Origin of the sequence: Dyadobacter alkalitolerans DSM 23607 (assembly GCF_000428845.1) — a bacterium.
In the GTDB taxonomy this organism is placed as follows: Bacteria; Bacteroidota; Bacteroidia; order Cytophagales; family Spirosomataceae; genus Dyadobacter; species Dyadobacter alkalitolerans.
In genome coordinates, this window is record NZ_AUAS01000009.1 from 174,645 (window position 1) to 197,057 (window position 22,413).

The following is a 22,413-nucleotide window of genomic DNA, read 5'->3' on the forward strand; positions in this document are numbered from 1 at the left end:
CTTAAAGCCACTTCGCCGCCAGCTCGCGTGCCTGCCAAACCGGAAGATCCGATCGTATTGGAGAAATGGAAGTCGGAATATGACCAGCAAAGCGCACCTACGCCAACGCCGCTTCCGCCTGATCAGCGCGTGGGTTATGCCGTTGTTGGATTGGGGCACTTGTCTCTGGAAGAGATTCTACCAGCGGTAGGAATGTACAAAAAATCGAAACTGGCTGCACTTGTGAGTGGAAGTCCCGAAAAAATGAAAAAGGTCGCTGCCCAATACGGAGTCAAAACGGAGAGCTGCTACAGTTATGAAACGTATGATCAGCTGAAAGATAACAAGGAGGTTGACGTCATTTATATTGTTTTACCAAACGGCTTGAATAAGGAATATGTGGTGCGTGGCGCTAAGGCAGGAAAGCATATTTTGTGCGAAAAACCCATGGCCAACAGTGCAGAAGAATGCAAGGAAATGATTGCTGCCTGTAATAAAGCTAATGTGAAACTGATGGTCGCATATCGTATTCAATATCAGCCGCATAACCGCAAATTGAGGGAAATTTTACAGAACAAGGAATTTGGGCCTGTTAAAGTGGTTGAAGCATCCAATTGCCAGAGCACCGCAAACCCGGATCACTGGCGACACAAACTGAAACTCGCCGGTGGCGGCGTTCTCCCGGACATCGGCCTATACTGCTCAACACGACCCGGTTTATTCTGGGAGAAGAACCAACCGAGGTTTTTGCATATCAGTACAGCACCCCGGGTAACCCGCTATTCACTGAGGTTGAGGGATTTGTATCATGGCAGATGCGCTTTTCCAATGGCATTATAGCGAATTGTACCACACATTATAATGTACACGAAAGCCGCCGCTACCGCGTCCTTTGTGAGAAAGGCTGGCTGAATATGGACAAAGCGTACGCTTACAAAGGCCAGGATCTTACCAGCGCCAAAGCCGACGGCCGACTAGAACTGCACCAGAACATTGGTATGGCGGAAGTGAACCAATTCGCAACAGAAATGGATCACTTCTCCGATTGTGTGATCAACAACAAAAAGCCATTCACACCCGGTGAGGAGGGTTTGCAGGACCATATTATTATGGAAGCCATTTACAAGTCTGCGCGTGAAGGCAAGCCTGTGAAAATCAATTCAAGCCAGACCAATGCTGCCTTGCACGGACCTGAGCCAGAGTTGGGATAATTATTGTTTAGCAAGATCAGGCCGGCCAAACACTTCGTTTTCCGGTCTGGTCTCTATCCACCACATTCTTTCGAGTTTAGGATCATAATAGCGGGCGAGCCTGCCTTTGAACAAAACCACTTTCCGGATCTCGCTTTTCAGCGGCTTTAAGTTACTCCCAATGCCCGCCACTTGCCTGAATCCATCCAGGAAATAAGCATCCTGGTTCAAATAAGCCAGATCAAACTCAGCAGGATCGGCCACTTCTGCATTGCTCCACATCAGCCAGCTTGGTGGGGCATCTTTGTAGAGTTCGTAAGTAATGTAGGAGATTTTGGAATATATGCCGTCACGTCCCCACTCACGGCTCATCTTTGTGTCGTCCGGCATATAGGGTGACGAGCGGAACGCCTCATTAATATCGGTATGCGTTGCTCGTTTCCCATCCAGATAGAGCTCAGTAATGCCTTCATAACCAACCAGTTCTTTCCTTCTGTCAAAATATCCGTTCCGGAATTTGGTCAGTACATTTTTTGGAAAAGGGTGAAATTTTCTAAAATCAGATCGCAGTTGCGTATCGCGCGTATACCCAGTAAGTAATTCCGACAAATAGGTTTTAACGTCCTTCTTAACCACTTTGTAATCAGCATCTTTCGGGTAAAGCTTGTCCTGCGGCGAATAATGGATATTTCTCATGGTTGAGTCCCGTTTTGACCTCACAAAGTTCACAGCCAGACGGCCATAACCCAGGCTGTATTGCGACGAAATGGCCGTGTTTGTAAAATCGGCATACTCGGGATACGCCGATTGTATGGAAAAGAGAACGAAATCTTTATGGGTCGAATCCAGCTCTATTTTCGAAAAGTAATAGCCATCATTGTCCGTATAAATGGTATTGACCACCTTTTCATCAATGATCAGATTAAGGGGAAAATCGGCCAGCGGCTGTTGCGTGCGTGCATCCATTAAAAATCCGGCACAATAGCCGAGGCTTTCCTTGATTTTAGTATGTGCTGATTTCTCAAGCGTGTAAAACTTATTTTGATGTTTTGAAACGATCCGATTACCCGTCCAACGTTGAAGTGGTTCAATGTCGGGGCGGAAGGCGACTAGCAGGATGGTTAGCAGCGGCACTAAGAAGAGGAACCGGACCAGGTGGATCTTGGGCGTCCGAGCTTTATTCATCATAATGATGCGTTGTTTCAGCGACGCAAAGTTAAACTGGTTCGTGATCCTGTATTCCGGGACGCCAGTGACTTTCAGCAGCAGATATTGATATTGTTTGGCATTCACATGATGTTGTAAAACCTGATCGTCCGCAATGTATTCGAGGTTTTGCCGGATAGCGTAACGGATCAGCCAGGCAAATGGGTTATACCAGTTAAGTATGCAAAGAATTTCTGCCCAAATGTTGTCGAAAGTGTGTTTTTGGCGCACATGCACATATTCGTGCAGGATGATTTTTTCCAGCTCATCTTCCGAATGCATTGATGGATTAATAAAAATGGCATTACCGAAGGAAAAAGGGGCAATCTCACGGTCGACGTGATAAAGTGAAACATCGTCTTCGGAAATAAGACGGGCTTTTCGTTTAATACGGATGTAAAAATAAATATGCAGGCAAAACCGGCCTGTCATGCAGATAATGCCCGTCACAAAGAAAATCAGCAGCCAGTTGACTGGGTCTTGCGGCACGGCGTCCGGCAATGCATTGGCTATGGGGACATTTTGAACCAAATGACTGAGTTGCGGCACCTGGTTAATGAAATGGTATTCCGCCAAACGCTGCTCAGGAATGAATGTGCTTATTTCTACAAAAGGAACCAGAAAGGCGGCCATGGAATACAGCAGCAAATACCAGCGGTTCCAATTGTAGAAAGTATGCCTGCGCAAAACGGCATAATAGAAGATGTATGCAACTGCCAGTCCGACAGACAGTTTGATGAGATAATCAGGCAATTCGGTCATTGCGTAGTTTGTTTAAAACCGACTATTTTTTACCCTCAATTAATCCAATGATCTCTTTCAGTTCGTCCGTTGAGATCTTATTTTTTTGCACGAAAAAGCTGACCAGTTCTTTGTAGGAATCTTCGAAATAATCCTTTACCACATTCCCCATAAACTTTTGCTTATAAGCTTCTTCCGTGATTGCAGGCGCGTATAGATACGCGTTTCCGATGAGGCGACTTTGTACATAACCTTTCTTTTCGAGGTTTTTGACAGTTGAGGCCAGCGTTGTGTATGGCGGCACGGCACCGGTAAGTGCGGCCATGAACGTCTTGACACTTCCTTCGCCCGTTTTCCAGATCGCCTGCATGGCGTCTTCTTCCTGTTGTGTTAGTTTTTCCATATCTACGAAGTTTTCGTAAACCTACGAATTTATCGTAGAGAAATCAAAGTCTTTTTTGATTTTTTATATTTACCCCGATATACAAACCTGATCCGTTGATGGAAAAAGAGAATACTTTGTTTGGCGTGCGGGAGATTGCGCGAAGGGCTAATGTGTCCACGGCCACGGTGGACCGTGTGCTGCATAACCGGACGGGGGTTTCGGAAAAGACCAAAAAGCGGATCAATGACATCATTAAGGAGCTTGATTATCAGCCTAACATTCTGGCCAGCAGGCTCGCTTCCAAGAAGATCATTACATTGGCCATTCTCGTCCCTGAAGTTTCCGAGGAAACTGATTTTTGGGAGGCACCATTGAATGGCGTGCGGAGGGCAGAAGCTGAAATCAGGCAATATGGCATTCAGACACTTACGTTTTTCTTTGACCTTAATAATAAAGATTCCTATGTTCAAAAAGCGCGTGAAATTCTTGCGCTGGATGTTCACGGCATTTTAATAGCGCCCTCATTTATTGCAGAAACTAAAGAATTTGCAAAAGAATGTGCCGATAGAAAAATCCCGTTTGTCTTCATTGATTCGGACATTCCGGATCTGAAAAGCCTATCCTACATTGGCCCGCATCTTTATAAAAGTGGTTACGTAGGAGCGAAGTTGCTCACTTACAGACTGCAACCGGAAAAGAAAGTGCTGATCATCAACATTTCAAAGGAAATCGACAACTTCAATTACGAGACCATTGAAGAGGGTTTCCGCGCCTATTTCTCCGACAATCAGAATCCCAATGAGATCGTCCGCATTGACATCCGTGAAACGGATTACCAATCTGTTGCGCGGCATTTAACCTATGTTTTTCATCTCAACAAGGATATCGGCGCTGCGTTTGTGACGAATTCACGTGTGCATACCGTGGCCTCTTTTCTTAAAAACAGCCACCGCACCGAGGTGTCGCTGATCGGCTATGATTTTGTAAAGGACAATGTGAAATATCTCGAAAGCAATGTCATCGATTTCCTGATCTGCCACCGCCCGGAAGACCAGGCATACCGGGGCATTATGACGCTGTACCAAACGCTAGTCATGAATGCAAACGTGTCCAAGCTGAGCTATATGCCTATTGACATTGTGACAAAAGAAAATTATGAGTTTTATCAAAATTGAACTTCACTAGACTGGCTTAGTATTGTTTCATAACTTTATTATTTCGTCCGCTATTATTGTTAGATTTTTCTTTTCTATATTTACGGGCACGTGCCCGTAACATGTTCATTATACATCGAAACGAAATTCCCGGACCCTTTAAACATTCACATTTTGAAAGATTCTATTTTTAAATGGCTTCGCTCGTTAGGGCCGGGAATGATCACCGCGGCATTGGTTTTCGGGCCCAGCAAGCTTACCATTACTTCCAAACTAGGGGCGGTTTACGGTTATTCACTCCTTTGGATCGTGATTGCTGCTATCCTTTTCATGGCTGTGTTTACGGCGATGGCAACTCGGATCGGCCTTGCCACGAACCAATCGCTGCTGGCGTCGGTGAAACATAAATGGGGCAGGCCCGCTTCCATAGCCATGGGGATCGGTGTTTTTTTGGTGAGCACATCGTTTCAGGCCGGCAATTCCATTGGTGTAGGCATTTCGGTAGGAGAGCTCTATCATACTTCGCCTGTTCCCTGGATCATCCTCTTTAACGTGGTAGGGATCGGTCTGCTCTTTTTCAGAAGCTTTTATTCTGTGCTCGAAAAGACGATGATATTCCTGATTCTCGTCATGTTGTTCTCCTTTATTACCACATTTTTTTACGCAAAACCTGATGCTTCCGAAATTTTCAAGGGCTTTACCACACCGGTCATCCCGGCAGGTTCACAAGGATTGATCATTGCTTTTGTGGCTTCCTGCTTTTCCATTGTAGGAGCATTATATCAATGTTACCTCATTCAGGAGCGCATCCGGGTGAAGCCGGAGGTAAGGAATGGCAAAACTGACAGTACGACGGGAATCATCGTGCTCGGTGTCATGTGCGCGATCGTTATTATTTGCGCGGCAGCCATCTTGCAGCCGAAAGGCATTAAGGTAAATTCTGCAACGGATATGGCCAAGGCACTGGAACCGCTTTTTGGTAACAACGCATCCACGCTTTTCCTCGTGGGCCTGTTTGGTGCAGCATTTTCATCGTTAATCGGCAATGCATCTGTTGGCGGCACATTGTTGGGCGATGCATTGGGAGTAGGGAGTAATTTTAGCTCTAAATCAGTGCGTTACCTGGTTGCCTTGGTGATGGTTGTCGGTGCGGCAATCGCTGTTAAATTTGGCAAGCTGCCGTTGGAGCTGATTGTATTTGCACAAAGCGTTACCATCTTCATCGTTCCCTTTATTGGAACAGCACTCTATATGGTCGGTAATGACAAAGAGCTGATGGGCGACAAGGTCAATAGTCCGCTCGTGAAAGTGGTTGCGGGCGTGGGGCTGGTCATCATTTTCTCTCTTGCGATCATTAACAGTAAAGAATTATTTTTCAACAATCCGCTATTTAAATAATGACTGGTTTCGAACTTCTGGAAGAAAAATGGCTGAGCCCATCGGACGCTTTAATTGAAGATATCAAACAAATAAAAGGCGATATCCTGATCCTAGGGGCTGGTGGCAAGATTGGGCCAAGCATTGCGAAACTTGCAAAACAGGCTATCGAACGAGCGGGCTTGGACATGCGTGTGATCGGCGTTTCCAGGTTTAGTGAAGAAGGGTTGACCGAAGAGCTGAATGCGGCAGGTATTGAAACCATAGCTGCTAACATCTTGAATGATGCTGAGTTGCAGGCGCTGCCGGAAGTGGAAAACGTGCTTTATCTGGCCGGGACCAAGTTCGGCACTTCTAATAACGAACCTTACACCTGGGCAATGAATACGTATCTGCCAGGACGGGTTGCGGAGAAGTTTAAGAATTCAAAAATCGTCGTCTATTCAACCGGAAACGTGTATCCGTTCACGACGGTCGCATCCGGTGGTGCTACGGAGGAAATGCGCGCTGATCCGGTGGGTGAATATGGCCAGTCGTGCCTCGGTAGGGAGCGGTTATTTCAATATTTTTCATCTGTTCATGGAACGCCGATCCTGATTTACAGGCTCAATTATGCCATTGATTTCAAATACGGCGTGTTACTGGAAGTGGCAAAATCGGTTCTGGCGGGTAAGCCGGTGGATCTGCGGACAGGCCACGTGAATGTAATCTGGCAGGGCGATGCCAATGAAATGGCTATTCGTTCGCTGCTGCATTGCGAGTCGCCATCGAAGATACTGAACATTACCGGGCCCGAAACGGTCTCACTTCGCTGGCTGGCCGCGGAATTCGGACGTATATTCAATACCGAACCGCAGTTTGTGAATGAGGAGCAGCTCACGGCATTATTAAGCAATGCGGCTGAGTCTTTCCGGTTGTTCGGCTATCCGCGCACAACATTGAAGCAAATGATCGGGATCACTGCCCAGTGGTTGCAGGAAGGCGGTAAGACGATCAATAAACCCACTCACTTCCAGGAGCGAAAGGGACAATTTTAAGAGATTTTGGAAAAAAATATAGAAGAAATGCTTAACACAGAAACCAGGAAACTGTTGTTCGAAGGCACCGTAATTCCAGCCCATCCGCTGGCTTTGCAACAGAATTTGCAACTGGACGAGCCCAGGCAGCGCGGATTGACGCAATATTACATGGCCAGTGGGGCAGGAGGCGTTGCCGTCGGCGTGCATACCACGCAATTCGAGATTCGTGATCCTGAGGTAAACCTTTATGAAACAGTCCTCAGGATTGCGGCAGAGGAGATTGCTAATGCACATCTGGACCGTCCGTTTATCAAGGTGGCCGGCATTGTCGGGCTTACAGATCAGGCAGTTAAGGAAGCAAACGTCGCTTTGAAATACGGTTATGATCTTGGGCTGGTGAGCATGGCAGCATTCAAAAATCATTCGGAACAGGACATTATCGAACATATCAAGACCATTGCGAAGATCATCCCTGTTTTTGGATTTTACCTGCAATCGGCCATTGGCGGAAGGGTTTACTCGTATCATTTCTGGCAGCAGTTTGCTGAGATCCCGAATGTGCTGGCAATCAAGATTGCCGCATTTAACCGTTACCAGACGCTGGATGTTGTTCGTGCCGTGTGCAACAGTTCGAGGGCGGCTGAAATAGCACTTTACACGGGTAACGACGATAACATTGTAGCCGACCTGATCACGCCCTACCGGTTCGAAGTCAATGGTGAAATGATTGAAAAGACGTTCGTGGGCGGCTTATTGGGACATTGGGCAGTATGGACAGAAAAGGCAGTTAAGGTGCTTGCCGCGGCAAAGGAATTTGTAAAAAACAAACATGCAAATGCAGCTGACGTTTTACGCTTGAATATTGAAGTGACCGACATGAACGCTGCCATTTTTGATCCGGCGCACAACTTTCACGGCTGCATCACAGGCGTGCATGAAGTGCTGAAAAGGCAGGGACTTATGGAAGGAATCTGGACATTAAACCCAAGCGAGATGCTATCGCCCGGGCAAGCCGAGGAGATCACGCGTGTCACACAAGCATATCCGCATTTAATTGATGATGAATTTGTTACTGATCTTTTAAATCGCCACGTTAAAGTAGTTTAAGACAATTCTTCGAACCATTTTTTGAAAACCGGAACGCGCTCTTTGCTGATCAGAATCTGGTTGGACGAGGATGGCGTCGTGCGGACGAGCAGCCTGCCATTGAAATACAATTCGATCTCAGAAATGCATTCTCGCGATATGATAAATTGGCGGTTGGCCCGGAAAAAATTCGTAGGATCCAGTTGATTTTCAAGCTCCTCCAAAGATTTGTCAACAACAAAATTCCTGTCATCATGCAAAGTGGCCACCACGACTCCGTTTTTAATGGTTAACCACCCGAAATCAGAATCCTTTAACGGGATCAGCTTGTCACGATAAGGCACCAGGAAGCTCCTGCGGGGGCTTTTGCGGTTCAGTATCTGGTTATGCATCAGCTCTTCCAGATATTTCACTTTGCTGATTGCATTCTCCTCATTGAGCTGATAGTATTTTTCAAGACTGAATTTTAGGGATTCCTGGCGGATGGGTTTCAGCAGATAATCGATGCTGTTGAGCTTGAAGGCGCGCATAGCATACTCGTCGTGCGCAGTGGTGAAAATGACAGGACAGCCGATGGAAATTTGTTCGAAAATCTGGAAGCAAGTGCCGTCCCCAAGCTGCACGTCAAGAAAAATCAGGTCCGGACTGGGGTTATCGCTCAGCCATTCAACAGCCGTTTCTACGCTTTCGAGCACATTCAGGATCTCGGTTTTAGGATCAATTTTTTGTATTAATTGCGTCAGATACTCGCCCGCTGGCTGTTCGTCTTCAATGATAAGGATTTTGGTCATGGAGCTTCAATCAATGGGACTTTAACTGTAAAATGCTGCTCATCTTGCAGCAATAATGGTTTTTGGCCCGTCTGGATCTTGTAACGTTTATCCAGGTTTTGCAGGCCGATCCCGGTTCCGGGTGAATTTTTTTTGTTGACGGAATTAGAAACGGTAATGTGCTTCTCCTGCTCGCTCAGCCTGAGCTCGATCATCAGTATCTGACTGGAAGTGATCACATTATGCTTGATTGCGTTCTCGATCAGGATTTGAAGGGAAAGTGGAATGATGTACCAACTCCTGGCCGTTTCCACTTCATGAAAGCAGTAAGCCAGTTTCTCACCAAATCTCGCCTTATATAGGTCAAGATATGCACGCGCAGCGTCCAGCTCGTCTTTAAGGAGGATGAGACTCTGGTTTTGGACTTTAAGATTGTATCTCAGAATATCCGACAGATCCAGCACAATGCGCTGAGCCTGATCCGGATTGGTAGCGATCGAAATGTTCAGGATGTTTAATGCATTGAACAAAAAATGAGGGTTAAGCTGATTTTGCAGTGCTTCGAGCTGCGCTTTGAGCTGCTCGCGTTTGAGCTGCTCATTTTCAAGTCCGATCTGGTGGTTCTCCTGTGTTGTCAGTAAAAAATTCCGGAAGCCGAGAATGGCTAGCAGCAGCAGAATATGATACAGATAATAAACCACCCGGAAGATCAGCATATCCGAATTATCAGCGTCCAGGGCCAGTTTGAGCTGAAAAAGGATTTCGTTGATCCCCATAAAGAGGACAAACAACAGCACGATCTGCACCCAGGTTTTCTGGCTGTTAAACCAGCTGGGCAAATTATAAGTATTTTGAAGGCAGATATAGACGAATATCCACGAAAATTCGAAGCTTATAATAAACTGAATGCAAATATCCAGCAACCCCGAACCGATCGTGTCGGGGTCAAATAATGATGTCCAGACAAAGATCAGGCGCGGAATTGTGGCAAATAAGCTTAGGATGAAACAGAGACGCCAACCTAATGACATCCCATTCCGATAGTTTAAGTCGGGGTTCATGCCAGGCTTGTCAGAAGCTTGCTATTCCTTGAAGTTTTTGCAGAAGTAGTATTCTTTTTTTGGATGAGCGACGCCACAGATTCGATCAGACCGATTTCTGCCTGCGTCCATTCCCGGCTGTTCAGGGTGTCTTCCAGCCCTATGAAGCCTAACCAGCCTACATTTCCCTGAACCGGAACGGCCAGCAACGACTGGGCATCCTGCTGACTAAGCCATTGGATTTCAGCACCGGTCATATTCGCAGACGGTTCCAAAACTGGTTTTTTAGCATCAAATAATGCATTCCAGCGATTGAAACCCGGAATTTTGATGGTCTTTCCCGAATGCTTAGCGGGCACGCCGGGTGCAGTAACCTCTATCTTCAATGTCAGGTCCTGCGCATCACCGGTTGCAGGCTGGTTTTTGATATACAAATAAATCCTGCTCAGGTCCATCACTTCCAATAACAAAGAAAAAGCATTGGAAAGTGAATCAGCAGCAAGCTCGTCTTCACAACGCGCAAGCACTTTCTTATAAAGCGATTCGTGATTCTGGTTATGCTGGTCGATCTTTTTGCGGGCGTTGTTTTTCCATTTGGCCAGGGTGTTTTCCAGCGCAGGGATCCAGCCGAGTTTGTTGGAGCAATTGATATAATAACTTGTTTCTGTCACTGCCAGCACTCTCTCCGCCGTAACCGGGCAATGTCCTTCTGTCATAACCAGGCAGGGAAGCTGGCTGCCGAGCACATTGGCAAGGTCGGTAATTTTACCGTCGGGAAGGAGGCAATTGGAAATCAGCAGATCGTATTTGGACTCGTAAAAGGCTTCAATAGCCAGTTGTTTGGAGGCGACTTGCCGGATACTGAATTTGTAACCAGCGTAGCCAAGAGAATCTTCAAGCAGAGCCAGATATTCTTTTCGGATGGCAACGATGAGGAGGTTTAAGGGTTTCATGAGATAAACGTTTTTAGTATTGCAATTATACAAACTATAGTAGAAACAATACTACCATTTCGAACTTAAAGGCCAGAAAAAATAGTACCCCGGAAATCCAGGTTTAACGTCGTCGGTTTGAGGCCGGGAAACAACAGGTTCACCTTTACATTTTTCAGTTTCAGTTAAAATTCGAAATGCTTCGCGAGTGTTATTGGGATATTTATGGAAGAAAAGGGACACAGACGCGAAATTTTGTTTTGTTACCCTGCTCACATTGATTTAAGAAAAGTCGAACCCTTCAAACCGAACATTTAAAAAGATGAATGCTAATAAGTTACTCTCCCGTCGATATTTTTATCAAATCATGAATGGCAAGAATGAGCAGGTTGCTCATGAGATCTTATCCGAAGATTTCGTATTCACATTGCCTACACATCCCGAGCCATTTCACGGCCCCGACGGATTTTTCGGACTGGTCCAGATGCTGCACGGTTCATTTCCTGATTTTTACATTAACCCACAAGAAATGGTGGCTGGCGGCGACTGGGTTGTAACGCGCTGGAGAGGCGGCGGCACGCATACAGGCGGACCACTGCTTACCGTAAAAGGAAATGTGGAAGCAACCGGAAAATTCTTCGAAATCGATGGCATGACCTGGCACACCATTAAAGACGGCAAGATCACCGAATCCATCGGTCACGAAGATACGCTGGGACTAATGCTGCAACTGGGCGTCCTGCCTTCCGAAAAAGAGCCTGTACCCGCAGACCTGGAACACAACCAAACATTAGCGACCCGATATTTCGACGAGATCATGAGCCAGGGCAAACTGGAAGTGATCGAAGAGATCCTGGATCCTGAATTTGCGTTCATCATCCCAACCCAGCCCGAGCCGATCGCCGGATATCCCGCATTCAAAAACTTCGTAGGCTACCTGCGCAATGCATTTCCTGACATCAAATTCACGGTAATGCGCCAGACCGCAGAAGGCAATAAGGTCGCCACACGCTGGAACATTGAAGGCACGCATAGGGGAGAATTCCTGGGCGCCGCGCCAACTGGTAACCACGTGAAGGACTACGGCATCGACATTTTCACAATCAAAAACGGCAAGATCCTTTCGGTTCATGTAAATGAAAACGACTTCGGATTAATGCAGCAACTTGGAGCAATCCCATCATGACATTGGAAGAAAATAAAGCAATAGTACGCAGATACTGGTTCGATTTCTGGAATGAAAAGAATGTAGCAGTCCTGGACGAAATCGCAGTGGAAGATGTGGTTTTCCACTTTCCTCCCGGCCAGGCACATCAGCCACCTACATTAAGAAAGTGGTTCGAAACTGCCCTGGTAGCATTCCCTGACGTGTTTTTCACATTGCACGACGAACTGGCAGACGGCGATAAAGTGGTAAGCCGCTGGTCATACGAAGCCACCAATACCGGAAATTTCCTGGGACGCGAAACGACCAGCATCCGGGTCCAGGACCAGGGAATTGACATATTCCGCATCGAGAACGGCAAGATCGTTGAAATGTGGGTTGCCCAGGATAGTCTGGGTTTATTGCAACAATTGAAAGTGATTCAATAAAATGGAAAAAGCAGTTGTCCGTCATTATGTTAACAGAGGCGGGCAGCTTCCGGTGAAGCCTACAATTATTTCAGGTTTCGATGCGGATACGGACGTGCTGATCATTGATGAGCCCGAGCTTTCCAGAAAAGACCTGGTTTTTGAGCAGGACGGCGATAATACATTGGTCAGACTGGCGGATTCATTTATGATCCTGGCTTCGCTGGAAAATGTGCATGCAATTGATCTGGACCCGGTCCCGTTTTTGAAAGAGTTCTATAAGGCGTTGCAGGAGAATGATATAGATGAAATTTTATCGTTTCTGCCTGAGGATGTTTTATGGGAAATGGGCGGCCCGCAGGATTTAATTCCCTGGGCAGGTGCCTGGGAAGGAAAAGCAGGAGTAAGGCAATTTTTCCAATTACAAAAAGAAGGATTGGCTTTTGAAAAACTGAATCCAACCCGGTTTGTAGCGCAGGGAAATACAGTGGCCGTCGTGCTGGAAGGAAGCGGTGAAGCCAGAGCCGGGAAAGCTTTTTCAGGCAGCGTGGTGCATTGGTTTATTGTAAAAAATGGCAGGATCAGCCAGCTGCAATGTTACCGCGATACATTTCCGATCATCGAGGCCATGCAGGGTGGTAGGCCGTTCACGATAGCAGCAAATAGTTTTGGATCAGCACATTATACTAATAAATCAGTCACATCGCCGCGAACAACGGACAGCATTGTGTTTGACGAAGCGATTTTTGCTAATGCGCCGGCAACGGTAAAATCGGCCAGGGGCATGTATGGCGCACTACAAGGATTCAAACCCGAGGACATCCGCAAAGCATTTGCCCCAAATGTAGTGTGGCATATGTTCGGGCCGAGGGACATCATTGCATGGTCGGGGGAGCGCATCGGACCGATTGCGGCCGTAGAATCGGCAAAGCAGATCATTGAAACCATGCGTTTTGACCGTTTCAAGGCAGTCAGGATGCTTTACCAGGACAATGTTGCAGCTGTTTTGATCGATGAGCCGGGCGTTTCCAAAGCAAGCGGATTGCCTTTTCATACGAGCGTCGTGCACATTGTGGTCGTGAATGAAGATGCGAAAGTAGCGTCGATCCATAACCACGTCAATACAGCAGAAATAGTAGAAGCCTTTTTGGGCGGAAGACCTTATACAGTGAATTGAAAAGCATTTTAACCCTTAAAAGAAGAAAGCATGTCACTTACAGCAGAACAAAACAATGCGATTTGTGTTGAATTTTTCGAAACAGCCTGGAACACAGGTGTTGTACGCGAAGACTTACTGGCGTCCGACGCGATAGACCATTCACAAGTGGGCGGTAAAACAGTTTCTGAGCCTGGTTCGGCCAGTTTTAAAGGCATCGTGGGCATGTTCCGCGGCGCTATGCCGGATGCGAAGCTTAGCATTGAAGATCAGATATATGTAGCCGATAAAGTGGTGCACAGATGGAGACTCAACGGCACCGACACAGGCGGCGTTATGGGCATGCCACCATCAGGGAAATCCATCACATTAACAGGCACAACAACGGCACGCATGAAAGATGGCAAAATCGCTGAGCGCTGGGCCAATGTGGACGAACTGGGCTTATTGCAGCAATTAGGCGTTGTGCCTCCTCCTCCCGGAGCCGCCGCACATTAATAAAGCATTCGTAAACTCTCCTCGATATTTTTTAAAATTATTCAAACCCGAATTTTATGTCTAAAAAAGTACTCGCCATTTTATCGGAATATGGATATTGGGGCATTGAGCTGGTAGGCCCGCTCGAAAAACTCGAAGCAGCCGGTTATACCGTAGATTTTATTACGCCGAATGGCAAAAAAGCAGAAGCGCTGCCGCCAAGCTATGATACCACTTACGTAGATCCTCCTCTGGGCGTGTGTGTTACCACGCAGCTCGCAGCTGATAAAGTAAAAGCATTTGAAGCGACAAACCGTTTGGAAAACACTATGAACCTGTCGGAAGTGATCCCGCAGCGTCCATACTTCTCAACACCGGATTTCCTTCGCGCATTTGAAAAATATTATAGCGACCTCAAAATCGCACAGGACAAACTGACCGAAGAATACGACGCGGTGTTCCTGGTAGGCGGCAGCGGCCCGATCATCGACATGGTGAACAACCAGCGTGTGCATGACGTAATCCTTGCTTTTTACAAAAAACAAATGCCTGTTGCCGGAATCTGCTATGGCGTTGCGCCACTCGTTTTTGCAAGAGATTTCAACGAACGTAATTCCATCATCAAAGGAAAACACGTGACAGGTCACTGCATTGAGTACGATTACCACGACGGAACCGGATTCCTGCACACCGATCTGAACATGGGGCCACCGCCATATGTGCTGGAATACATTCTTTCCGACGCCGTAGGACCAGAAGGACAATATCATGGAAATTTCGGTAAAGAAACTTCCGTAATCGTTGACTATCCATTTATCACAGGCCGTTCATTGCAATGTTCATTCGAATTCGGGGAGCAGTTTGTGAACGTTTTGGACAAAGGCCTCACACGTTATGGCTGGTAAAACCGGGAATCAGAAGATCATTGAACAATTCCTTGCGGACGGCATGGATTACATGTTTGGCAATCCCGGCACGGTGGAGCAAGGTTTCCTTGACGCCCTGGCCGAGTATCCCGACATGAAATACATTCTCACTCTGCAGGAAACCATTGCGGTGATGATGGGGGACGGTTATGCCCGCGCCACACAAAAGCCGACATTGGTTCAGCTGCACAGCTCCCCGGGCATTGGTAATGCGGTAGGCGCTGTGTATCAGGCTAAAAGAGGTCATGCGCCCTTGGTAGTAATTGGCTCGGATGCCGGTGTGCAATACATGAATATGGATGCACAAATGGCCAACGATCTCGTAGCCATGATGGCGCCGGTGACCAAATATTCGACCATGGCCACCTCTTCGAAATCACTGCTTCGCACTTTGCGCCGCGCTGTAAAAATAGCGTCGACGCCGCCTATGGGACCGGTTTACGTTTGCCTGCCCATGGATGTCCTCGACGAGATCAACGATGAGCCCGTATTTCCAAGCTGCATTCCTTCCACGCGGGTTTTGCCTGCGCAGGAACTGATCAGGCAGTCAGCGGAAATGGTGCTGGCAGCCGAAAAGCCGATAATTTTCGTCGGTGACGGCATTGCCTATTCAGATGCAATCCCTGAGCTTACACATGTTGCCGAGCTTTTGGGCGCGGAAGTCTACGGTGTCGAATTCGGGGATCTCGTCATGGATAATACGCATCCATTGTATCAGGGCACCACGGGCCACATGTTTGGCTCGTTCAGCCACCCGATAACAACCAAAGGAGATGCAAACCTCATTGTAGGCACCTATATGATGCCGGAGGTTTTTCCTGAATTGGGTGAAATTTATGCGCCGGAAGCGAAAGTGATCCACTTCGATCTCAATGCTTATGAAATTGCAAAAAATCACCGCGTTGATCTGGGTGTGGTAAGCGATCCGAAACTTTCGCTTGCAGCATTGGCAGATGAAATTGAAGCAATGATGTCGGCTGAGCAGAAAACGAAGGCACACCAACGTATAGAGCACATCGGTAATGCCAAAAATGCAAGGATCACAGCTGAAAAGGAAGCAGATGATCAGCAGCAAGGCAAGTCGCCGCTTCATATGTCGCAGTTCACGAAAGTGCTGGCTGAGAAGCTGAATCAGGATGAGACGATTATTTTCGATGAAGCATTAACCAGCTCAGCGGCCGTGAGCCGTTACCTGCCACCGAAGCTTGCCAAGCAGTACTTTTTCACAAGAGGCGGTTCCTTAGGCGTTGGTTTTCCGGGTGCGATCGGTGCGAAAATCGCTAATCCTGAAAAAACGGTTATCGGTTTCTCCGGAGACGGGGGAAGCATGTACACGATCCAGACATTATGGTCTGCGGTGCGGCATAATACGGGAGCCAAGTTTGTGGTTTGCAACAATGGTTCTTACAAATTGCTGCAACTCAACATTGATCAGTACTGGCAGGAACGCGAAATTCCAAAACACGATCATCCGCTTCCCTTTGACCTTTCCTATCCAGCCATCCGGTTTGACATCCTGGCGCAATCCATGGGTGTAGAGGCGGTAAGGGTGGAAAGGGAAGAAGAAATTTTGCCTGCTATCGAAAGAATGCTGGCCGACGATAAGCCCTTTTTGATCGACCTGGTGCTGGAAGGCAGCCACAAGTCGGACTGGGTAAAGACGAACTGTTCACAGTAATACATAAACTATCCACCATTTTCAGAAATGGAACAACCTGGTTTTGACTACATTATAGTGGGTGCCGGAGCCGCAGGCAGCGTTTTAGCCAACCGGCTAAGCGCTGACCCGCAGATTCAGGTGCTGCTTATTGAGGCAGGAAGTAAGGATACGGAGCCTGCGATCCACGATCCGGGTGGCTTTGTAAGTCTCTGGGGATCAGATCTCGACTGGAACTTGTCCACTACGGATCAGCCCGGGTTGGGCGGCCGGTCCATTACGATCAACCAGGGCAAAGTACTGGGTGGCGGAACGGCGATCAATGCCATGATGTATGTCCGCGGCAACCCGGCCAATTTCAATGAATGGGAAGCCATGGGTGCAACAGGATGGAATTACCAATCTGTTTTGCCTTATTTCAAAAAATCAGAAAACTTTGAAAACGGCGCTTCGGAGTTTCACGCAACAGGCGGCGAACTGAGCATTCGCGAGTGTCCGGACGATGTGATGCGTTCCGAGCATTTTCTGATCGGCGCTACGCAGCTGGGTTATGATGGCCCAAACTGGGATTACAATGGCGCACGGCAGGAAAATGGTGCCGGATTATTGCAGTTTCACATTGATAAGAACAACCATCGCGACAGCAGCGCGTCTGCATTTTTGCATAATGTTGCAGAAAGGAAGAACCTGACGATCTACACTAATGTGCTCGTTTCCAATGTTCTGATCGATGATAGAAAAGCAATCGGTGTTGAGTTTCTTGCCAGCGCGGGCAATACAGAGCAGGTTTTTTGCAACAAAGAAGTAATCCTTTCTGCGGGCGCATTGCATACACCGAAAATAATGCTTTTGTCGGGCATAGGACCGGCAGATGAGTTGGAACAAAACGGCATACCATTGGTTGCTGACCTTCCGGGTGTTGGGAAAAATTTGCAGGACCACTTGCAGCTTCCCATGATTTTCCGTTCCAAAATCGCGATGCCCAACACGACGCTTTTGACGGGTAATGCTTTGTTCATTAAAGCAAGAGAAGAAAGCAGCGTCGTAGATCTGCAAATCAATTTTACACCAAGCTTACCCGGACCACTGGCGCCTGTGCTTCCCGACCTGGGCGGACCGGTCTGCATTTTTCTTCCGATCCTTGTGCAGCCTAAAAGTCGCGGAGAGGTGACATTACGCTCCGCTAATCCGGCAGACAAGCCTGTGGTTAATCCGAATTATCTGGATCAGGAAGCAGATGTGGAAGTGCTTTCCAAGGCCGTTGAATTGGTCAGAAAGCTTGCTAATACTCCTAAATTTCTCGAACTGAATGGCGGGGAGATGGTGCCTGGCGCGGATGCGGACATTAAAGCATTTGTGAGAAGCCAAACCACCACGATCTGGCATCCAGCCGGAACTTGTAAAATGGGCACCGATGCAATGGCCGTTGTGGACGCAGAACTAAGGGTCCACGGCATTCAAAATCTGCGCGTAGCCGATGCGTCTGTTATGCCTACGGTTACGAGCGGAAACACAGTGGCGGCCTGTTTCATGATTGGTGAAAAGGCAGCCGATATGATCCTGGCAGCACATCCTGTGGCCGATCTCAAAAGAGTCTAATCGATTGATTGAATTATAACTAACCTAAAATACAACATAATGCTAACGCAGGAAGCAATACAAGCACTGGCTCTTGACTGGTATAAAAAGCTGGATGTCCACGTCCCCATGGTTGAAGTTTTGCCGCTGCTTGCAGATGCCGAACTCGAAATGGTTTTCCCGGAAGCAACCGTTTATGGCTATGCAGGATTTGAAGGCTGGTTTCAGCGCGTGATCCGCATTTTCTTCGACGAAGTGCACACCGTGAAAGTGGTGGAGCCGGTCATTACAGGCAACACGGCTGTGGTGAAAGTGGTGGTGCAATGGGAAGCCAGCGTCTGGAATGCTCCCGAGCCATTCAGCAAGCGCATCAAATGCGATGCTTTCCAAACTTGGGAAGTGAAGTTGAATGATGCCGGAAACGTGATCATTACCAAATACATCGTCGACGGCCTCGAATATCATCAAGGCTCTGCGACGCTATAAATCAGGTTATTAACCCTTCTCTATTTTCTATAATCATGAAAAACGTTCCGGATACCAAGCTGGGAAGGATGTACAGAGAACACATCCAGCACATCCTAGATAAGAACATTGACGCGCTTTTGGACCAATACACAGATGACGCAACATTGATCAGCAGCTTCTCCAAATCACCGGTTATCTACAAAGGCCGCGACCAGGTGAACGAGCATATGCAAGGCATTCTGGGGATCGACGGACTGGAAACAGACATCGTTTTCTGGGCCGAGACCGAAAATCCCGAAACATTAATGATCACCGAACAGATCACAATGACAGTAGGAGGCCAGAAAAGCGAAATGCGCTTCGCCGACAGCTGGGTGCTGCAAGACGGAAAAATCGCCATTCACTTTGCTGGAATGGTGCAGCATCCGGACGGAACATTAGCCTAATTAAAACATAACCCATAACACTTTCCTCATGAAACTGGCAGGAAAAAAGATCGGCGTGCTCTTGGAGGCCGATTATTTTGAAAATGAAATATTCTATTACAAATTCCGCTTTCCCGAAGAAGGCGCTAACCTGCATTTTCTGACAAGGTTATGGGGACAGGATAAACTAACATTCCTTGGCCACGAATATCGTGCGCCGATGGACTGCTGGGAATCGTTCGAAAACATGAGCGATGAAGAACTGCGCACTTACGATGCCATCATCGTGCCTTCCGGCATGGTTTCGGACCGCCTTCGTTACACAGAAGACGTAGAAAAAATCCCACCCGCAACCGAATTCCTGAAACGCGTTTTTGCAGAACCTGGCATTTTGAAAGGCATCATCTGCCACGGATTATGGCTCACTGCACCCGCAACCGAGCTCGTTCGCGGCCGCAGGCTGGTGTGCCATAATAACCTCATTGGCGATGCCAAAGCGTATGGAGCCATTTATACCAATGAAGACGTGGTTGTAGACGGCGACCTGATCACCGGACGCTCTGGCGGGCATGCGCATTTGTTTGCCAAAAAAATCATTGAAACATTGTCAGCAGCTAACCCTAACTAATATGAGCGCGACATTTTTTCACCTGGCACTGACCGTTAAGAACCTCGCTAAATTCGAGGAGTTTTATTCAAAATATTTTGGCTTTCGACGGGCAAGGGTCATCAGTCTGGGCGACGACGCCGAGCTGGTTTTCCTTAAAAATGACGACAACATTTACTTTGAAATCTTCCCGCCCGAAGAAGACCGCCCTTACCCGATGTCCGAAGCCGACGGCCCACATTATCCCGGCTTGCGCCACATTGCATTTTCCGTGGACGACATTGATGCCAAAGTAGAAAGCATGGGTGAAGACGCCGTCATCACCCTCGGCCCGCTGCATTTCGACGACGTGATCGAAGGCTGGAAAACCGTCTGGCTCAAAGACCCGGAAGGCAACATTATCGAAATCACCCAGGGCTACCGCGATCAGGAAGACCTTGCATAATAGACTCTCAAACACCTTTACCAACTAACGCATGAATATAAATTTCACTTTTTCAGATACCATTGCAGGGTATATCACGGGATATAATGCAGAGGAACGCTGGTTTACCGTGGAGACGTCGGATAAGCGTCCTTTTAAGATCAACCTGATCGCTTCCACCTATGCACGCGGTGTGCAGAACCTGACAGAAGGCTGGCAGGATCCGGGCGATATCGCTCCGTTTTTGTCTACGAACGGCCAGTACGTTTTCGCTTACGGAACATTTTATCCCAATGCTGGCGCAGATGAAAGCACGTTTGAAGCGCAGCAGCTGATTTTCCCGGGTAAGGAGCCAAAAGCCTATCGCCACGAGGAGCAGAATTACTGGATCACGCAGATCAGCTCGATCGCTTCCAGCTATCTGAAATGGCAGTTTGATTATCCGAAAGAGGAGATCAACTACAAAAATTACCGCACAATGCTCCATTTGGGAGGTTCCAAAAAAGGAGATTACTTGCAGGAAACGGACACGATTTCAAGAATGGTTTACGGATTTGCATCGGCATATCTGTTAACCGGAAAAGACGAATTCCTGGAAGGTGCTGAGCTTGGAACAGAATATCTGCGCGACCACATGCGCTTTTTTGACCAGGACGATGATCTCGTTTACTGGTACCACGGCTTGAAAGTGGAAGGCCAGAAAGAAACCAAATTGCTGACTTCGGAATTTGGCGATGACCTGGATTCGCTTCCTATGTATGAGCAGATCTACGCATTGGCAGGCCCGACGCAAACTTACCGCATCACCGGCGATCAACGCATCCGTGATGACATTGACAAGACCATTGATCTTTTTGAAAAATACTTCAAAGACCACGACGGCGAAGGTTATTTCTCACATTTGCACCCGATCACATTGGATGCGCACGAGGAATCATTGGCACATAACAAAGCCCGCAAAAACTGGAACTCGGTGGGTGACCACGCGCCAGCTTACCTGATCAACCTCTGGCTGGCCAGCGGGGAGCAGAAGCATGCCGACTTTTTGGAATATACATTTGACACCATTACCAAGTATTTCCCTGACTACGAAAACAGCCCGTTTGTCCAGGAGAAATTCTTCGAGGATTGGAGTAAAGACCAAACCTGGGGATGGCAGCAAAACCGCGCAGTAGTAGGCCACAACCTGAAAATTGCGTGGAATTTGATCCGTCAGCAGTCGCTTACTCCGAAAGAAGAATACCTGGCATTTGCCAAGAAAATTGCTGAACTCATGCCTGCGGCTGGCTCTGATCAGCAGCGTGGAGGCTGGTATGACGTTGTGGAACGCGTGCAGAAAACGGGTGATAAGCACCAGTTTGTATGGCACGATCGCAAAGCATGGTGGCAACAGGAGCAAGCGATCCTTGCTTACCTGATCATGTACGGGGTTTTGGGAGATGAAGAATATGAAAAACAAGCGCGTGAGGCGGCTGCATTCTACAATGCATTCTTCCTGGATAATGATGATGGCGGTGTGTATTTCAATGTGTTGGGCAATGGTATGCCGTATCTTTTGGGAACAGAGCGTTTCAAAGGAAGCCACTCAATGAGTGCATATCACAGCACAGAACTATGCTATTTGTCAGCAGTTTATATCAATTTGCTGATCACCAAGCAGCCAACTTATTTCTACTTTAAGCCATATCCAAACGGCTGGAAGGATAACATTCTGCGTGTTTCGCCGGACATTTTGCCTCCTGGAAGCGTGTATATCAGCGAAGTTTTCATTGACGATCAGCCTTACAGCGATTTCGATGCCTACGGACTTACCGTGAAACTTCCTGAAACAGAGGAACGTATCCGCGTAAAAGTACAGATCAGTTCGGCCAAGTAATTTGAACCACATTAAGAAACTATTCAGATGAAAGTTACCATTACGGATCAGGAAGAAATTACGGTGGTTGCGGTCTCCGGCGATATAGACAGCAAAACGGCGCCCGAATTTGAAAGAAATGCAAAGGTAGCCATGGACAAAAGCAAGAACATCGCGATTGACCTCACCGAAGTGGGCTTCATGTCCAGCGCCGGGCTGCGCGTATTGCTGATGGTTTACAGGAATATCAGGTCGCAGGAAGGGAAAGTGGTGCTGGTGGGGGTTTCGGAAGAAATCCAGGACGTCATGTCAACCACGGGTTTTATCAACTTTTTTACGATCGTGGAAAAGCCGGAAGACGGAGTTGCATTCCTAAAACAAGACTAATC

Annotated in this window: 22 protein-coding genes and 1 pseudogene; 18 read left to right on the forward strand and 5 right to left on the reverse strand. The window is 47.5% G+C overall.

Annotation, left to right across the window (positions count from 1 at the left end; all coding sequences use genetic code 11):
* Positions 1–192: 192 nt before the first annotated feature.
* Positions 193–1,190 (forward strand): annotated as a pseudogene (locus G395_RS33110) (Gfo/Idh/MocA family oxidoreductase); the annotation flags it as partial.
* Here G395_RS33110 and G395_RS0118760 read toward each other — a convergent pair.
* Entirely contained in the window at positions 1,191–3,137 is a 1,947-nt protein-coding gene (locus G395_RS0118760; protein WP_026631467.1) for a M56 family metallopeptidase, read from the reverse strand.
* Between the two features lie 22 nt (positions 3,138–3,159).
* Positions 3,160–3,519, reverse strand: a complete 360-nt coding sequence (locus G395_RS0118765) for a BlaI/MecI/CopY family transcriptional regulator (protein WP_026631468.1) — start codon at positions 3,517–3,519, stop codon at positions 3,160–3,162.
* 98 nt (positions 3,520–3,617) lie between these two features.
* Here G395_RS0118765 and G395_RS0118770 point away from each other — a divergent pair, with 98 nt between their 5' ends.
* The 4 genes from G395_RS0118770 (at position 3,618) to G395_RS0118785 (ending at position 8,158) form a co-directional block, all read left to right on the forward strand.
* Positions 3,618–4,676, forward strand: a complete 1,059-nt coding sequence (locus G395_RS0118770; protein WP_026631469.1) for a LacI family DNA-binding transcriptional regulator — start codon at positions 3,618–3,620, stop codon at positions 4,674–4,676.
* Between the two features lie 153 nt (positions 4,677–4,829).
* Entirely contained in the window at positions 4,830–6,053 is a 1,224-nt protein-coding gene (locus G395_RS0118775) for an Nramp family divalent metal transporter (protein WP_229204224.1), read from the forward strand.
* Positions 6,053–7,069, forward strand: a complete 1,017-nt coding sequence (locus G395_RS0118780; RefSeq protein ID WP_026631471.1) for an NAD-dependent epimerase/dehydratase family protein — start codon at positions 6,053–6,055, stop codon at positions 7,067–7,069. Before G395_RS0118775 ends, G395_RS0118780 begins: the two co-directional genes overlap by 1 nt.
* A 27-nt stretch (positions 7,070–7,096) precedes the next feature.
* Positions 7,097–8,158, forward strand: coding sequence for a dihydrodipicolinate synthase family protein (locus G395_RS0118785; protein ID WP_026631472.1), 1,062 nt, complete (start codon positions 7,097–7,099; stop codon positions 8,156–8,158).
* Here G395_RS0118785 and G395_RS0118790 read toward each other — a convergent pair.
* Genes G395_RS0118790 through G395_RS0118800 form a run of 3 tightly spaced genes read right to left on the reverse strand, consistent with a single transcriptional unit; the run spans position 8,155 to position 10,900 of the window.
* On the reverse strand, positions 8,155–8,928 hold the full coding sequence (locus tag G395_RS0118790; RefSeq protein WP_026631473.1) for a LytR/AlgR family response regulator transcription factor: 774 nt from the start codon (positions 8,926–8,928) through the stop codon (positions 8,155–8,157). The two genes, G395_RS0118785 and G395_RS0118790, sit on opposite strands and share 4 nt — an antisense overlap.
* Entirely contained in the window at positions 8,925–9,938 is a 1,014-nt protein-coding gene (locus G395_RS0118795; RefSeq protein ID WP_169720054.1) for a sensor histidine kinase, read from the reverse strand. The genes G395_RS0118790 and G395_RS0118795 overlap by 4 nt, the downstream gene beginning before the upstream one ends.
* Positions 9,939–9,964: 26 nt before the next feature.
* Entirely contained in the window at positions 9,965–10,900 is a 936-nt protein-coding gene (locus G395_RS0118800; protein ID WP_026631475.1) for a GAF domain-containing protein, read from the reverse strand.
* 301 nt (positions 10,901–11,201) lie between these two features.
* On the opposite strand from G395_RS0118800, the gene G395_RS0118805 reads away from it, so the two are divergent.
* Genes G395_RS0118805 through G395_RS0118865 form a run of 13 tightly spaced genes read left to right on the forward strand, consistent with a single transcriptional unit; the run spans position 11,202 to position 22,411 of the window.
* A complete protein-coding gene (locus G395_RS0118805) occupies positions 11,202–12,065 on the forward strand; it encodes an ester cyclase (RefSeq protein WP_084439715.1) in 864 nt (287 codons plus the stop codon).
* Positions 12,062–12,472, forward strand: a complete 411-nt coding sequence (locus G395_RS0118810; RefSeq protein WP_035361736.1) for an ester cyclase — start codon at positions 12,062–12,064, stop codon at positions 12,470–12,472. The genes G395_RS0118805 and G395_RS0118810 overlap by 4 nt, the downstream gene beginning before the upstream one ends.
* A gap of 1 nt (position 12,473) precedes the next feature.
* Entirely contained in the window at positions 12,474–13,628 is a 1,155-nt protein-coding gene (locus tag G395_RS0118815) for a nuclear transport factor 2 family protein (protein WP_026631478.1), read from the forward strand.
* Positions 13,629–13,658: 30 nt separating this feature from the next.
* Positions 13,659–14,105: an ester cyclase gene (locus tag G395_RS0118820; protein WP_026631479.1), complete on the forward strand. Its 447-nt coding sequence runs from the start codon at positions 13,659–13,661 to the stop codon at positions 14,103–14,105.
* Between the two features lie 56 nt (positions 14,106–14,161).
* Positions 14,162–14,989 (forward strand): type 1 glutamine amidotransferase domain-containing protein, encoded by an 828-nt coding sequence (locus tag G395_RS0118825; RefSeq protein WP_026631480.1) that lies wholly within the window; start codon positions 14,162–14,164, stop codon positions 14,987–14,989.
* Positions 14,979–16,688: a thiamine pyrophosphate-binding protein gene (locus G395_RS0118830; protein ID WP_026631481.1), complete on the forward strand. Its 1,710-nt coding sequence runs from the start codon at positions 14,979–14,981 to the stop codon at positions 16,686–16,688. Before G395_RS0118825 ends, G395_RS0118830 begins: the two co-directional genes overlap by 11 nt.
* 27 nt (positions 16,689–16,715) lie before the next feature.
* Entirely contained in the window at positions 16,716–18,266 is a 1,551-nt protein-coding gene (locus tag G395_RS0118835; RefSeq protein WP_026631482.1) for a GMC family oxidoreductase, read from the forward strand.
* Between the two features lie 39 nt (positions 18,267–18,305).
* On the forward strand, positions 18,306–18,731 hold the full coding sequence (locus tag G395_RS0118840; RefSeq protein WP_026631483.1) for a hypothetical protein: 426 nt from the start codon (positions 18,306–18,308) through the stop codon (positions 18,729–18,731).
* 35 nt (positions 18,732–18,766) lie between these two features.
* On the forward strand, positions 18,767–19,159 hold the full coding sequence (locus G395_RS0118845) for a nuclear transport factor 2 family protein (RefSeq protein WP_026631484.1): 393 nt from the start codon (positions 18,767–18,769) through the stop codon (positions 19,157–19,159).
* Between the two features lie 28 nt (positions 19,160–19,187).
* Positions 19,188–19,766 (forward strand): DJ-1/PfpI family protein, encoded by a 579-nt coding sequence (locus tag G395_RS0118850; protein WP_026631485.1) that lies wholly within the window; start codon positions 19,188–19,190, stop codon positions 19,764–19,766.
* 1 nt (position 19,767) lies between these two features.
* On the forward strand, positions 19,768–20,190 hold the full coding sequence (locus G395_RS0118855; RefSeq protein ID WP_026631486.1) for a VOC family protein: 423 nt from the start codon (positions 19,768–19,770) through the stop codon (positions 20,188–20,190).
* Positions 20,191–20,221: 31 nt separating this feature from the next.
* On the forward strand, positions 20,222–22,045 hold the full coding sequence (locus G395_RS0118860; RefSeq protein WP_026631487.1) for an AGE family epimerase/isomerase: 1,824 nt from the start codon (positions 20,222–20,224) through the stop codon (positions 22,043–22,045).
* Between the two features lie 27 nt (positions 22,046–22,072).
* Positions 22,073–22,411 carry an STAS domain-containing protein gene (locus tag G395_RS0118865; protein ID WP_026631488.1) on the forward strand — a complete coding sequence of 113 codons (339 nt, stop codon included), beginning with the start codon at positions 22,073–22,075 and terminating at the stop codon, positions 22,409–22,411.
* Positions 22,412–22,413: the final 2 nt, after the last annotated feature.

Bases quoted from the DNA above. Each gene is read 5' to 3' on its own strand.
- G395_RS0118830 (WP_026631481.1), top strand. From the start codon at position 14,979: ATGGCTGGTAAAACCGGGAATCAGAAGATCATTGAACAATTCCTTGCG.
- G395_RS0118825 (WP_026631480.1), top strand. From the start codon at position 14,162: ATGTCTAAAAAAGTACTCGCCATTTTATCGGAATATGGATATTGGGGC.
- G395_RS0118820 (WP_026631479.1), top strand. From the start codon at position 13,659: ATGTCACTTACAGCAGAACAAAACAATGCGATTTGTGTTGAATTTTTC.
- G395_RS0118860 (WP_026631487.1), top strand. From the start codon at position 20,222: ATGAATATAAATTTCACTTTTTCAGATACCATTGCAGGGTATATCACG.
- G395_RS0118800 (WP_026631475.1), bottom strand. From the start codon at position 10,900: ATGAAACCCTTAAACCTCCTCATCGTTGCCATCCGAAAAGAATATCTG.
- G395_RS0118835 (WP_026631482.1), top strand. From the start codon at position 16,716: ATGGAACAACCTGGTTTTGACTACATTATAGTGGGTGCCGGAGCCGCA.
- G395_RS0118790 (WP_026631473.1), bottom strand. From the start codon at position 8,928: ATGACCAAAATCCTTATCATTGAAGACGAACAGCCAGCGGGCGAGTAT.
- G395_RS0118760 (WP_026631467.1), bottom strand. From the start codon at position 3,137: ATGACCGAATTGCCTGATTATCTCATCAAACTGTCTGTCGGACTGGCA.
- G395_RS0118805 (WP_084439715.1), top strand. From the start codon at position 11,202: ATGAATGCTAATAAGTTACTCTCCCGTCGATATTTTTATCAAATCATG.
- G395_RS0118785 (WP_026631472.1), top strand. From the start codon at position 7,097: ATGCTTAACACAGAAACCAGGAAACTGTTGTTCGAAGGCACCGTAATT.
- G395_RS0118795 (WP_169720054.1), bottom strand. From the start codon at position 9,938: ATGTCATTAGGTTGGCGTCTCTGTTTCATCCTAAGCTTATTTGCCACA.
- G395_RS0118845 (WP_026631484.1), top strand. From the start codon at position 18,767: ATGAAAAACGTTCCGGATACCAAGCTGGGAAGGATGTACAGAGAACAC.
- G395_RS0118780 (WP_026631471.1), top strand. From the start codon at position 6,053: ATGACTGGTTTCGAACTTCTGGAAGAAAAATGGCTGAGCCCATCGGAC.
- G395_RS0118840 (WP_026631483.1), top strand. From the start codon at position 18,306: ATGCTAACGCAGGAAGCAATACAAGCACTGGCTCTTGACTGGTATAAA.
- G395_RS0118765 (WP_026631468.1), bottom strand. From the start codon at position 3,519: ATGGAAAAACTAACACAACAGGAAGAAGACGCCATGCAGGCGATCTGG.
- G395_RS0118850 (WP_026631485.1), top strand. From the start codon at position 19,188: ATGAAACTGGCAGGAAAAAAGATCGGCGTGCTCTTGGAGGCCGATTAT.
- G395_RS0118865 (WP_026631488.1), top strand. From the start codon at position 22,073: ATGAAAGTTACCATTACGGATCAGGAAGAAATTACGGTGGTTGCGGTC.
- G395_RS0118810 (WP_035361736.1), top strand. From the start codon at position 12,062: ATGACATTGGAAGAAAATAAAGCAATAGTACGCAGATACTGGTTCGAT.
- G395_RS0118855 (WP_026631486.1), top strand. From the start codon at position 19,768: ATGAGCGCGACATTTTTTCACCTGGCACTGACCGTTAAGAACCTCGCT.
- G395_RS0118770 (WP_026631469.1), top strand. From the start codon at position 3,618: ATGGAAAAAGAGAATACTTTGTTTGGCGTGCGGGAGATTGCGCGAAGG.
- G395_RS0118815 (WP_026631478.1), top strand. From the start codon at position 12,474: ATGGAAAAAGCAGTTGTCCGTCATTATGTTAACAGAGGCGGGCAGCTT.